A 12,693-nucleotide genomic window follows, 5' to 3' on the forward strand; every position below is an offset into this window, starting at 1 on the left:
TCGGTGGTGCGCTGTTCAGTTGACCAGAATCGGTGCCCCGTCGGATGGCACATGCGTGATGTTGCGGACCCGGCCCCGCGTCGTCGCGGTCGCGGGCAGGGACAAGGCGTGGCGGCGCAGGATCTCTTGAAGCACCGCCGCACCCTCCATCAGCGCGAAACCCGCTCCGATGCACCGGCGCACCCCACCGCCGAACGGCAGCCAGGTATTGGGCGCCACGCTGCCGTCGAGGAAGCGGCCGGGCCGGAATACCGCGTCCGGGAAGGCTTCGGGCCGCTTGTGTGCGAGCAGGATCGAGGTCGCGACGACCGTTTCAGCGGGCAGGTCGTAGCCGCCGATCATTATGTCGCGGGTGAGCTTTCGCACGACACCTCCGATGACCCAGTGGTAGCGCAGTGCTTCCTTCATCACCGCTTCGAGGTAAACGGTGTCGCCGTCGAGCGCGGCTCGGCGGGCGAGGTCCTGCTGGGCGGGGTTGGCGGCCAGTTCGCGTAGCGCCCAGGACAGTGCCGCCGAGGTCGTCTCGTGCCCGGCGGCGAGCAGGGTGACCAACTGATCGCGGAGTTCGTCTGGGGTGAGCGGGGTGTCGTTGCCGCTGCCCGCTGCCATCAGTCGCGACAGCACATCAGCGCCCGGGGCGTCACTACACGTGCGTCGCTGCTCGATCTCGGCGTAGAGGTAGGCGTCCAGACTGGCCCGGTCGTGATGAAACCGCTTCCAGGGTCCGCGGGTTTGTAGGGCTGGGTAGCGGGAACCGAGCAGGGTGAGCGGGGCGATGTCGGTGATGCGGCGCATGGGTGGACCGAGTAGGTCGCGACGGCGCGGATCGGTGACACCGAGCACCACCTCGCCGATGACATCGAGGGTGATCCCGGTCATCGCGTCCAAGCTGCGGACGGTCGACCCTGTCTGCCAGGTCTCCACGTGGGTGGCGGCGATCTGCTCGATCATCTTGCGATAACCGGTCAGGGCGGGCCCGGTGAAGGCGGGCATCAGCAGGCGGCGGGCGCGAGCGTGCTCGGCTTCGTCGGTGATGAGCACCGAATGATCGCCGAGCAGCGGACGCAGAATGCCGTTGCTCTCGCCGGCGTGCAGGTCGGTGGGGGAGGCGGCGAAGATCTCGCGGACGTGTTCGGGGCGGGTGAACACGACCATATGCCGGGCGTACGGCGGCACCATGCGCAGGGTGAAGGTGTCGCCGTACCGGCGAGCGGTGGCGGTCATGAACCGCTCCCGCGCTTGCACATACCGGATCGTCTGCGCGATCGCGGGAAGTCGGGGGCCGGGCGGGTACATGGCGACGGTCCTCTCCTAGACGCTCACTCCACGGTAACCCCGGTTACTCGGGCCGGGCGTCGATCTGGAAATCCATGTGTTCGCTACCTCGCGGGCAGCGCGGCGGGAATGGAGTTCTGTCTGAATTGTGAGTCTCCGTAGATGATTTCAGCACGGAAAGGCTTTCCGGTGCTGGCGGGGGTCGCGTTGATCTGTTCGATGGTGGCGTGTGCCGGCGAGAACGCCGCCGCGACCTCGCCGAGCCCGTCAGGATCGCGCACCAGCCCGACTGCCCGACCGCTGCAGACCGATGGCACGTTGCCCGACGGCACCGACACCTACGGCTACCGCGATTCGTTCGCCCGATGTCGGGGCACCGAACGGCTGGTGCTGCTGGTCAGTCAGACCACCGGGCGCCCGGTGACCCCCTTTCAGGGCAGACGAGTAGGCGGCGACCAGCGATTCGTCGTGTGCGAGGACCAGACCGGCACCCGGATCATGCGGGCGGCAGCGCCGACGCTACGGCCGGACCCCTTCGAAGGAGCCTTCTTCACTTTCACCGCCAATAGTCAGCAGTTCGTGGCCGATGGCATGAAGATCGACCTGGCGCGCGCGACGATCACCGTCACCGACGACCCGAAACACCCCGAATTCCGTGCGGTGACATGGACCGTGAACGAATACTGTTCTGCTATTACTAATTCGGCCGCTCGGTCCCGACTCGGGCGTCATGGTGAACGAGCTGTTCGACCGCACCGACTGTCAGGGCGCTCGGTTCACCACGGCGAGCGCGAGTTCGGTGCACAGGGCAGCGACTTCGGTGGTCGGCCGACCGGGGTCGCCCAGCCAGGTCGCCACGAGCTGGTTGATCCCGCCGACGACGAAAAGTGCTTCCTGGCGCCGGATCTCCGGATTCGCGGGGGTATCGAGGAACTCCGCGCTGTACTGCATCACGAGGTCGGTCACGATGCCGACGGCACGGGAGCGCAACTCTTCGAGCCCGGCGACGCTGTGGGTATCGCTGGTGAGGATGCGGTGGATGCTGGGGTCGTCGGCGATCGTGTCGAGGTAGGTCGTCAGTGCCCGCCGGAGTTTGCGTTCGAGGGTGCCCGGCTCGGCCTGGCTCGCCTCGACGAGGGTGGTGAACAGCTCCTCGTGCACCTGCTCGGCGACGGCGAGGACCAGTGCGTCGCGGGTGGCGAAATCTTCGTAGAAGTAGCGCGGCGTCAACCCCGACGCGGCGCACACGCGGCGCACGGTGACTTCGCTCGGGCCTGCCTCGCCCCAGATCTGGCGACCCGCGGCGAGGAGTTTGTCGCGGCGTTCGTCTCGTCGATTCGCCGCGCTGATTCCCCGGTAGGACCGGACCACCTCTGCACGCGCCATTGACAGGACTTTAGCAGCCGACATATTTTGGATATCAACCGTTATCCAAAATATTGTCGCTCAACGAGGAGTGTCGATGACCACCGTTCCCGCCCGCCACCCGGATCGTCCCCACCACGTCCCCGCCGTCGTCGGCGGCTTCGCGGCGATGCTGGGGGTGCACAGCCCCGACTCGAAGCAATGGCAGCACCTCGGCGAGGGCCTGCTCGTCGGTGACGCCGCGATGGATCGGCTGGTGGACTGGATGGTCGCCACAGGCTCTAAGCAGATGCGCCCGCTGTTCGATCGAGCGCTCACCGACGGCATCGCTGCGGTGCCGCAAGCGCCGGATGAGCTGCGCGAGTTCTTCACCGCGGTCGAGACCGTTCCGGCGTGGGTCGATCACGACAAACTCGTACGCGGGGCCAAGGTCCTGCTCACCGGCGGATCCGACGGCATGTACATCGCTCGCGACGTCGCCATGCTCGGCGGCTACCAATTCTCCGGCTTCAACAAGACCCTGTTGCGCACGGGAGCACTGGAAAAGGGCTCCAACCAGCGGTGGGCCGAGACGATGCAGTGGGCGATGGACGTCCTGTCCGAGGACGGATTGTCCCCGCTGGGTCTGGGATATCAGTCCACGATCCGGGTGCGACTCATCCATGCCTTCGTCCGCAGGCACGTGGCTGCCATGCCGGATTGGCGGACCGAGGACTGGGGCCTGCCCATCAATCAGACGGATATGGCGGCCACGCTCGTCGGCGCCTTCATCGCACCGGCGATCGGTGGGATGGGCCTGGGCCTGTTGCTCACCCCCGCCGAAACCGACGCTGTCGCGCACCTGGTCCGCTACGTCGGCTGGCTGCTCGGCGTCGAGGAACAGTGGCTGCCGCACTCCTTCCGCGACGGTGTGCGCGTCCTGGTGCACACGCTGTCTGCCTTGGCCGACCCCGACGAGTCGACCCGTCAACTCGCGGTGCCGATGTCACGAGACCCGTTGTCGTGGAACTATGACCGGCTGCCCACGATCCGGCGCCGTCTCGCCTATGCCCAGCATCTGTCAGTGACGGGGACCTTCCTCGGCCGCCACACGATGCGTGCGCTCGGGCTGCCGACGGCGATCGTTCCGTGGTACCCGGCGATCCGCATCCCCGTCAACGTTGCGCGCTCGGTCACTCGGCTGTTGCCCGGCGGGCTCGACCGTGCGGCGACTCGTGGTGCGCGAGAACAGGATCGGTTCATGTCGACGCTGGTCAGCGCCGGACCGACCGTCGGCGCGGCGGCCGCGAGACTCACCCACGCGGCCTAGCGCCGCAACGGGTGGAATCCGGCCGAACACGGTACGGCCGGATCCAGACAACGGTGGTTGCCCCGGATTGCACGCCGACGAGCCTCGGTCGGCCAGTTCCTGGATAGCGCTGGCCATGGCCTACCCCAATGAGTGTGACCGTCTGCCAGGCCGCGCGAGAATCTCAGCGATTCAGTGCTTGGAGCGGTTCGAGGCAGACCACGAACTTCTCGACTTCGTTGATGGAGGGTTCTTCGCGGGGCCCGCATTTGGTTCCGTCTACGGTGTCTGGGTTGATCGAGACGGCCTTGAAAAGGAGATCTTCGGGTTTTGTGGTGCACGGTATCTGCTTGACAGGATGTTTGGCCATATCCCAGCAGGTGTTGCGTCTCCAATTGATGTCCCAGCACAGGACCCAGCCGGTCACTGACGAAGTTCCGTCGTCCGGGTTGCATTTCTCCGGTCCGCTGACGATTGCTTTGATCTTCGCGTCCGCCTCGGTACTGTCGCAGGGGACCTTTTCTATCTTGTCGGTGAAGCGGGACAGTCGCGCGCATTCCCCGTCGCTCCAGTCGATAGGAGGGGGCCGCGTCGAGAAAGAGATCGCGGCGGCTATTGCGAGAGCGGCGACGGCCGCGCCAGTTCCGATCATCAAGACCCGCTTCCAGCGGATGTTGGTCGACGGTGACTTGTGTTCGAGACATTCGCGGCGACGGGCGGCGGCATCACGATAATCCGGTTTTGTCGCGAGGATCTCACCGTAGAGATCGGCGGCGGCGCTCCAGTCCCGGCCTTCTTGTGCGCCGATGGCCTGCTGGTATTTGTGAGCGAGATCGAGTTCTTCGGCGGCGGTGCGGCGCAGTGCGGCGGCATCGCGGTAGTGGGGGTCCGATACCAGCAATTGGTCGAGTTTATGTATGACGGTGTCGTAGTCGTGGTCATCCAGTGCGGTGCGGGCCGCAGCGTAGAGCTGCTCATTGACCGGTTTCTCCGGCTGTGATTCCAGGATGAACGGTCGGCTGTTTCCTCCTCGCAGGTAGAGGACGGGGGTGACCCATTCGAGGGTCCCCTGTGCGCCCATGATCGAGATTCGGCCGCTGCGAACAGCGTTCTCGACAGTGCGGTTTCGCGCGATCGCCGTATAGAACCCGGCAGCAAAGGAGGTCGCGGCCGTGTCGCTGATTCTGAACTGCATGGCAGCGACAGCACTGACTCCGCTTCGCGCCAGCACTGCTGCGGTGCCGGAGAACAGATCCCTGGTGCTCTCCGCACCGGATGAGCAGGAATTGAGGACAACCAGTCGGGGCGTCGGTCTTGCTTCGCTGAGCAGACAGGCCAAGCGAGTGGCGGGGATCGGAACTGCGCCGCCATCGGCATCGACCCAGGCGATAGACCCTTCATCGTTGGTGACGTCGTAATGGCCGTGGCCGATGAAGTGCAGGACGTGCCATTCATCGGACAATAGTTTTTCCTGTACGCCCGCCCAACCTGCTTGCTGTAGCCACTCGAAGTGCAGCAGGCCGCGCGTGGTCAACGGTTCCAGTGCCTTCTCCAGCCGTTGTTGTTCAGTGGAAACGGCTAGCGACGACATTCCCCGTGGGGTGGCCACCAGCCCCAAGATTCGCAGTGGCGGTGTCACTTTGAGTGGTTCACAGGTGTAGGGCGCCGGTACATGACGAACCAGGGGCGCGGTCAGACAGACGTAGTTCTTGGTGTCCTGGTCCCATAACGCTTCCCACGGCAAGGCAGCCAGCTCGGGAGCGCCGAGGCGCAGTTCCACCCGCAGTTGCTCGTTGTGATCCTGGGCGGCGGCGACGCTTGCCCGATACGTCTCGAGGACAGCGCCGGTGAACAGTGCCCGGAACAAGTGTCCGCCGACGTCCTGTAGGGCCTGCTCGCCCGGGTCAGCGACCCGACGTCCGGTTACCGATGACGCCAGTACCACCGCCTCCAAATAGGGTTGCTTCTCGAGTAGCTGGTGGGCATCCAGCTGCATGGTCGCAGAGGGTTCGGCCCCGACAGGTGAGTGCAACACGCGCGTCGTGTACTGATCGCCGCCGGAGTTCGCTTCGATCTTGATTTGAATCGTGCATGCCATTTCGCTGATCACACCCTCGCATCAAGCTGCGGCTCACGTCGTTCGACGGGCAGGTTTTCGCTCGCCGGCCGAACGCCGACAACGTTGTTCGTACGTCGGGCAATCGGATGCCACGTGAGGTCCACGCTGAGCTGGGCGGCCGCGCCCGTCTCGGCCACGATGGCACCCGCTTTCGCATTGAATTCCAGACCGAACTGGACCCGTACCTCGGCTGGCGGCGCGGCCAGCTCACCGAGTTGACCCAGAACTCCCTCTGCCATGACCCTGATCACCGAGAGCGCGGAACCGAGCGAACGCTCGGCCTTCTCCACGGCCTCTGCCATCTGGTCCCGCCCACCGCGGGTCACCACGTCGCCGTACCGGGGTAGGGAGTCGACATGCACCAGCACCTCGCCGCCGCTTTCGACCGGAAAACTGACCATCGACATCACTTCTGCTCCTTCGATCAACCTCGGAATCGGTGAACCTCCGGCGCAGAACTCGTCACGCGGGTCGTGCCGACGAAGGGCACCGAGCCAGACGCCGCTGAGCGGCATACATCTGGATTTCTAGGCATTCACCACCGTCGGTAACGGGCAGACCATTCAAGTGGCGCTTTTGCTACTGACCCAGCTCTCGCTTTTGCCTCGTAGAAAGATCATCTCGCGCTGAGCGGGCGCAGGGATCGAGTAATCCTCTACCTGTGTTCCAGGGAGGCGGTCCGCCGCGACAGTTCGGCCCGTAACTGCAGGAATCGGAATAGTCCCGGTCGGCCGACGACGGCTTCGTAGCGGTCGACGACCTCGTCGATGAAGGCGGGGATGTCAGCGGCGGGAATGCGGGCTGTCCAGTCCGCGAACCCGACCGTGCACCACCGGGCGAAGGCCTCGCGTGAGCCGAAGTCCCATTCCCGGTCGGTTACGGAGTGCGCGGTGACCTCGAGGTCGGCACTCGCCGCGATCGAGGGCAACGTGCCGGGGTCGATATGTACGAAGGGGCGCGCGAATCCGGCGAACGCTGTCGACCAGCGCGCATCGCCGGTAACCGCCATCGCTACGTTCTCGATGCTCGGGCGAGGCCCGCCGCAGACATACTGCACGAGCACCCGTCCGCTGGGTTCGAGTGCCCTGGCGATGTGCCGGTAGGCAGTCTCCTGGTCGAGCACCCAGTGCAGTGCGTTGAACGAGACAACGAGGTCGAAGTCGCGGGGGAAGGTCATGGTCGTGACATCGCCGACTCCGAAGTCGATGTTCGTGAGCTGGTCGTCGGCCGTGCGGGCGGCCTCGATCATCCGCGGCGACGGGTCGATGCCGAGCACGGAACCAGCGGGCACCCGCGCCGCGATCAGGCGAGTCACATAGCCGTCGCCACAACCCACATCGAGGACGTGCTCGGCACCCGCGAGCGAGACGGACTCCACAGCGTCCGTCGCCATCGCACGCTGGAGTCCACTGATGTGGGCGTAGCCCGCGCCGTCCCAGTCGGCCATCTACGACCCGCCCTGCGGCGGAACATCCTGCTTGACCTGCGGGGTGTCGTCCGGGGCGAGGTACGTGCCGATCTTGCGGAACAGCGCGTCGCCGCCATTCGAGTAGCCGCTCGACGCGCTGAACGGTTGGGGCTGGGTCAACCATGCAGCTTCGACACTCAGTTCTTGAGCTGGCATACCCGTATTGTCGCTCGCCGGCGCAGATGAAAGCTGCACCAAGACCACGCAGGCGTGTTCGGCGCGCGAGTCGGGCGCTGAACAGTTCTCGTTTCATAGTCGAACTCCCAGCTCCGATCTTGGCCATCCGCGCGGCGGCCCGAGATGATTCTCCGCCCAACAGGAGCTCGAAGCAGTTCGCCGACCACCGTGCGGCGCCGCGTCGGTCACAGGGCGTCGTCTTCCGAGTGTCGGAGTATGCGTGTTTAATGGAGTTACCTGACAGCGTTCTCGCTCAGGTTCTGTGAAATGAGGTACGACCATGATCGTGCTCGGGTTGATATTGTTGCTAATCGGATTCCTGACCGGGATCTCGATCCTCTGGACGATCGGAATCGTCCTTATCGTCATCGGAGCGATCCTCTTCCTGCTCGGTACAACTGGGCGCGCGGTCGGCGGCCGGAAACATTGGTACTAGAGGTACGCGGATCAAGACCCTCAGGGTGATCAACGAGGGCACCCTGAGGTTTGAGTGTGTCTGCCGGCTCGCCGGATCGAGACCAACTCAGCGGTGTGTTCGGGCAGTCGGCGATTGCGCCTCGAGTTCGCGAGGCCGGGTGCGGCGATTCATGGCGCGCCTTCGTCGAACTAGGACGCCAACTGTCCTATATCAGCGGCATACTCGAATCATGAACGAAACCGAATCGACTGCGGGACAGCTGAATAAGCCCGACATTACCGCCTACGACGATCCGGACGCGCCGTGGAACCAGGCGTGGGACGAAGAGGGCAGCATCGCCGACTGGAACGCCGATGTGATCACCGAGTTTCGGGAGAACTCGGGCAAAGTGGGCGGCGCTTACGCGGGCGGGGACCTCGTCCTGCTCACCACCACCGGAGCCAAGAGCGGCAAGCGCCACACGACTCCGCTGGGCCCGCTATACCGGGATGACACTATGTACGTGAGCTCGTTCATCGAGGACAAATACCCGGCTTGGTGGCACAATATCAAGGCGAATCCGCAGGTCACCATCGAACTCCGGGACAAGACCTACCAGGCGACCGGAACGGTGCTCGAAGGCGCGGATTACTCCGAGTTCGCAGCCTGGGTGATGGCCAACAACCCACTGATGGCTGACTTCCAGTCCAAGATCGACCGGCCCGTGCCGCTGGTCGTGCTGACCCTCGACAGCGAGTGCTGAGCGCACTCAGGCGTGGCCCGCGCGGCATCACCGTCAACGCTGTCGCCCCCGGCTATGTACTCGCCGATATGAACGCCTGGCTCATCGACAACCCCGACGGTCAGCGCGAAGCCTCGTCCAACGTCGCCCTCGGGCGCGTCGGCCACCCCGCCGATATTGCCGACATCCTCTCCTACCTCGTCAGCGACGACGCCCGGTGGATTATCGGCCAAACCCCCGACGCCAGTGGCGGTACCGTCCTCTGAGTGGGCCAGATCGGCTGTGCCGCAGTCGATCACGGTGCGCGATAGTGCTTCCGGTCGGCACGCTGCTGACCGAGTCAGATGTTTCCGTGCCGACCACGCTGCGTCACCAGATCAGTTGTGCCAGAGCGAATTGCAGGGGCTGCCCTGCAGGGGACTGAGGGCACGTTCGGTCACTGACCGGATCCGACCAGCGACCGAGCGTCACCTTCCCTTGAAGGGCCGTCGCAGGGTTTGAGCGCTACGGAAACCGAGCCATGGTCCTGAACCGACACTTCTGAACGCCCGAGCTCCGGCTTCGGCCTGGTCGGGGCGCCCGTCTCACGGGGTGAGCGGCCCACCGGCGGAGCGCCAGTCGATCAGGCCTCGGCTCATATTGACCGCTTCGAAGTCGTTCTCGACCAGGAGGTTCGCCGCTCCCGCGGAGCGAAGGCCGCCGGTGCAGAAGGTGATGAGCAGACGGTCCTCGGGGAGTTCCATGCACTCCGTGAGCCGCAGTGCCTCGGTCGATTCGGGGTTGCTGCGCGGCGAATCTGTCGTCGCGGGCGCACTCGGTGTTCACGATGCGCCGGAAGCGGGAATCGCGGCCCCGACCGCGTCACTGGAACACACGGCCGACAGGGCCTGCTGCTGATCAGCGTTCAGCTGAACAACCACTGATCTGGGTGCCGCGCTACCCACTGGGCTCACGCCGAATTCTGCAATATCTCACCCGGGGCACGATCGACAACTGTTGCGGCGCAATGTTTGAATCATAAGTGCGGGGTAGTCGACATAGTGGTGCAGCGTTGCGCCTACCTGACGTCGACATCGAAGGAAAGACTGTATGAGCACACGCAACACCGCTACGACCTTGCTCGCGCAACTGCGCGTCATCCGCGATCTGACGGATACCGAAATCCGAATCGCCGAGACTCGAATCGCACAGGCTCGCACTGAGGCAGTACGCCGCGAACTGGCTGAGAACGCCGACAACGCCCGCGCCCGCGCAGAAGCCATCGAGGCCGCGATCCGTGAACTGGGTGGTGCGCCGGAGCGGATCGGCCCGTTCATCGGACGGGCTGCCGCAGCGGTCAAGGCGATCGGCGAACAAGCCCAACCCTTCGACGAAGCCCTGCTCGCAGACCTCGTCCTCGAACATCAGCTGCTCGACCGTGCCCGCTACGTCAAAGCACTCGCGACCACCGTTCAGAACGCCGATGTAGTCGCAGTGGCGCAGCGGTTGATCACCGCCCATACGGCCACCGTCGAATGGTTGACGACCGTACTCGCCGAGGACGCGCTCGGCGGGCCCGCGGCTTTGCGTCGAACACCGATTCAGGCGGTTACGGGGACTGCGGTGAAGCTGATCAATATCCCTGTTACGTGGTCTACTCGCAGCATCGACCGCGCGTTGGACACATTCCGTGCTGCCCCGCCGGCACTGAGCGAGTTGCTCGCCAGGGGTGCGCACGCGGGCGATGTCGCCGTGAAAACCCTCGCGGCCTCGCGCGATGCTGTTCTCGAAACCACCGAGCAGGTCTCGCGGCGTGAAGGCGCGGACTCCACCGCCGAGGCAACGCATTCACTGCGCACGACCACCGGCCTTCTCGATCCCAGCGAGCTGCCCATCAGTGGCTACGACGACTTGAATGTCACCCAGGCGGTGGCAGCGATCAAGGAACTCACCGATCCCGCCGCGGTCCGGACGATCCTCGCCTACGAGGAGGCGCACAAGGCGCGGCAGGGTGTCGTTTCGGCCGCGCAGACCCGTGTCTCGACGATCGCCCGAGAAGTGAGTGGGCTGAACTGAGAAGTCTCCTGACAGCTACGCCGTCGGTGCCGCCCACAGCCGTGGCGCGCCGACGGCCGGTCAGCGGTCCGCCTGGCCTTGAGCCAGTACCGCGAAGTTCGACTACGTAGCATCGGCGATCTCGTTCCGCCAGCTGATCGCCTACGGCTGGCCGCGCGAACACCGCAACAGGGCCGAACACACTATGAATAGCCCAAAGTTTGCGCCGTCGATCATCGGTGGCTGTTTAATGTTGCCGGAGAGGGGAAGTCGCGTGAAAATAAGTGAAGGATATTAGGCATCGAGTGGGCTCAACAATTCGTTGAGTCATTCGTAGCCTGGGCCGGGACGAGCCAGTCGGTATCCGGGTTGTTCCGAATGATAGGTGACTTGCGCGATGATGCAGCAACAACGATGACCACTTTCAATATCGAACGCCTATACCTTGCAGCCGGAATCGCATTGCTATTGGCCGCGACGCTTCCTCGCCTCTTCAAAGATCGGGCGATCACCGCGCCGATGCTCATGTTGGGAGTCGGAGCCATCGGTGGACTCGTGATCGGACCCAGCGGCCTGCAAGCGGTATCACCCTTGTCTCATCCCACCGTGATCGAGCATCTCGCAGAGCTGTGTGTGATCGTGGCCCTGATGGGTGTCGGGCTCGCGATCGACCGGCCCTTACAGTGGCGCACCTGGGGCTCGACCTGGCGCCTGCTGCTGATCACCATGCCGCTGTGCATCGCAGCGGTAGCGGTGTTCGGATGGTGGGCGGCAGCGCTGACTCCTGCCGCGGCAGCTCTGCTGGCAGCTGCGCTGGCACCCACAGACCCGGTGCTTGCCTCGGATGTGCAGGTCGAGGGCCCGACGCCCGGCGGTGCCGGCTCAGCCGAGGAGGACGACGAAGTCCGTTTCGCGCTCACTTCGGAAGCGGGCCTCAATGACGCCCTGGCCTTCCCGTTCGTCTATCTGGCGATATTTCTCGCGACCAAAGGCTCGGTCCAGACCTGGTTCGTCGGCTGGTTCACCTGGGAACTCATCGGCAAGATCGCGGTCGGTGCCCTCGTCGGCGGGATCGTCGGAAGTTTGCTCGGTCGTGGTTTGTTCCGATTCCCCATCAAAGACGCACGCCTCGCCGACCGCGGGGAACCGATCGTCGCCTTGGCCGCGGTGTTCGCCGTCTACGGGCTCACCGAACTCGTCGGCGGCTACGGATTTCTCGCGGTGTTCGCGTGCGCGATCGCTATGCGACGTATCGAGCGCGGCAGCGAATACCACGAACAGATGCACAGTCTGGTCGAACAGTTGGAACACGTTCTCACCCTGGTCGTATTACTGCTTCTCGGAGCGGCCCTCACCACGGGCCTGCTTGCCGCTCTTTCTTGGCAGGGAGTCGCGGTCGGAATGCTCCTGGTCTTCGTTGTTCGGCCTGTCGCAGGGTGGCTTGCACTGCAGCGATGTGCCGGGATGAGGCCCAAGGAGCGCGTCATCACGGCCTTGTTCGGCGTCCGTGGAATCGGTTCGATCTACTACCTCGCGTACGGCCTGACCCAGGCGGACCTCCGCTCGGAAGCTGGTGCGCTATGGGCGATCGCAGCGTTCACCATCGTTCTGTCGGTGGTTGTTCACGGCGCCAGCGCAGGCTGGGTGATGCAGTACCTGGAGAACGCACGTGCAAGTAAGTCACCGACCTAGCCGAACTCCTGACGCACCGTCGATTCCGGCAATTCGTTCCGACCCGCGGCACGGGGGCCGCGATGCCCAGTGAACCGCATCACTGCCCTGTTGCTCGCCGCGGTCGCCGAGCAACACGATCTCGATCGCTACCGGT

13 protein-coding genes and 1 pseudogene are annotated in these 12,693 nt (G+C 64.6%); 6 read left to right on the forward strand and 8 right to left on the reverse strand.

Annotation, left to right across the window (positions count from 1 at the left end; genetic code table 11):
* Positions 1-15 precede the first annotated feature (15 nt).
* The 3 genes from ASD42_RS21310 to ASD42_RS21320 form a co-directional block, all read right to left on the reverse strand.
* Positions 16-1,296: a cytochrome P450 gene (locus tag ASD42_RS21310; RefSeq protein WP_056819454.1), complete on the reverse strand. Its 1,281-nt coding sequence runs from the start codon at positions 1,294-1,296 to the stop codon at positions 16-18.
* 83 nt (positions 1,297-1,379) lie between these two features.
* Entirely contained in the window at positions 1,380-1,613 is a 234-nt protein-coding gene (locus tag ASD42_RS21315; protein ID WP_056819456.1) for a hypothetical protein, read from the reverse strand.
* 424 nt (positions 1,614-2,037) lie between these two features.
* Complete coding sequence (locus ASD42_RS21320; RefSeq protein WP_056819458.1) at positions 2,038-2,661, reverse strand: TetR/AcrR family transcriptional regulator; 624 nt, start codon at positions 2,659-2,661, stop codon at positions 2,038-2,040.
* A gap of 76 nt (positions 2,662-2,737) precedes the next feature.
* Between ASD42_RS21320 and ASD42_RS21325 the strand changes: the two genes are divergently transcribed.
* Positions 2,738-3,949, forward strand: a complete 1,212-nt coding sequence (locus ASD42_RS21325) for an oxygenase MpaB family protein (protein ID WP_056820361.1) — start codon at positions 2,738-2,740, stop codon at positions 3,947-3,949.
* A 163-nt stretch (positions 3,950-4,112) separates the two neighbouring features.
* On the opposite strand, the gene ASD42_RS21330 is transcribed toward ASD42_RS21325, so the two are convergent.
* The 4 genes from ASD42_RS21330 to ASD42_RS34480 form a co-directional block, all read right to left on the reverse strand.
* On the reverse strand, positions 4,113-6,038 hold the full coding sequence (locus ASD42_RS21330) for a CHAT domain-containing tetratricopeptide repeat protein (protein ID WP_056819460.1): 1,926 nt from the start codon (positions 6,036-6,038) through the stop codon (positions 4,113-4,115).
* On the reverse strand, positions 6,035-6,454 hold the full coding sequence (locus tag ASD42_RS21335; protein WP_162256219.1) for a CU044_2847 family protein: 420 nt from the start codon (positions 6,452-6,454) through the stop codon (positions 6,035-6,037). Before ASD42_RS21335 ends, ASD42_RS21330 begins: the two co-directional genes overlap by 4 nt.
* 248 nt (positions 6,455-6,702) lie before the next feature.
* Positions 6,703-7,494, reverse strand: coding sequence for a class I SAM-dependent methyltransferase (locus tag ASD42_RS21340; RefSeq protein WP_056819464.1), 792 nt, complete (start codon positions 7,492-7,494; stop codon positions 6,703-6,705).
* Positions 7,495-7,671 (reverse strand): hypothetical protein, encoded by a 177-nt coding sequence (locus ASD42_RS34480; protein ID WP_156677529.1) that lies wholly within the window; start codon positions 7,669-7,671, stop codon positions 7,495-7,497.
* A 301-nt stretch (positions 7,672-7,972) separates the two neighbouring features.
* Between ASD42_RS34480 and ASD42_RS34950 the strand changes: the two genes are divergently transcribed.
* From ASD42_RS34950 to ASD42_RS21350, 3 genes are all read left to right on the forward strand, one after another.
* Positions 7,973-8,128 (forward strand): DUF6131 family protein, encoded by a 156-nt coding sequence (locus ASD42_RS34950; RefSeq protein ID WP_165610166.1) that lies wholly within the window; start codon positions 7,973-7,975, stop codon positions 8,126-8,128.
* Positions 8,129-8,339: 211 nt separating this feature from the next.
* On the forward strand, positions 8,340-8,852 hold the full coding sequence (locus ASD42_RS21345; protein WP_056819466.1) for a nitroreductase/quinone reductase family protein: 513 nt from the start codon (positions 8,340-8,342) through the stop codon (positions 8,850-8,852).
* Entirely contained in the window at positions 8,846-9,097 is a 252-nt protein-coding gene (locus ASD42_RS21350; RefSeq protein WP_056819467.1) for an SDR family oxidoreductase, read from the forward strand. Before ASD42_RS21345 ends, ASD42_RS21350 begins: the two co-directional genes overlap by 7 nt.
* 318 nt (positions 9,098-9,415) lie before the next feature.
* Here ASD42_RS21350 and ASD42_RS21355 read toward each other — a convergent pair.
* Positions 9,416-9,577 (reverse strand): annotated as a pseudogene (locus ASD42_RS21355) (rhodanese-like domain-containing protein); the annotation flags it as partial.
* Positions 9,578-9,920: 343 nt separating this feature from the next.
* Here ASD42_RS21355 and ASD42_RS21360 point away from each other — a divergent pair.
* Complete coding sequence (locus ASD42_RS21360; RefSeq protein ID WP_056819469.1) at positions 9,921-10,886, forward strand: hypothetical protein; 966 nt, start codon at positions 9,921-9,923, stop codon at positions 10,884-10,886.
* Positions 10,887-11,279: 393 nt separating this feature from the next.
* Positions 11,280-12,557, forward strand: a complete 1,278-nt coding sequence (locus ASD42_RS21365) for a cation:proton antiporter (protein WP_056819471.1) — start codon at positions 11,280-11,282, stop codon at positions 12,555-12,557.
* The last annotated feature ends 136 nt before the right edge of the window (positions 12,558-12,693 follow it).

This window comes from Nocardia sp. Root136, from assembly GCF_001427185.1.
Classification (GTDB): domain Bacteria; phylum Actinomycetota; class Actinomycetes; order Mycobacteriales; family Mycobacteriaceae; genus Nocardia; species Nocardia salmonicida.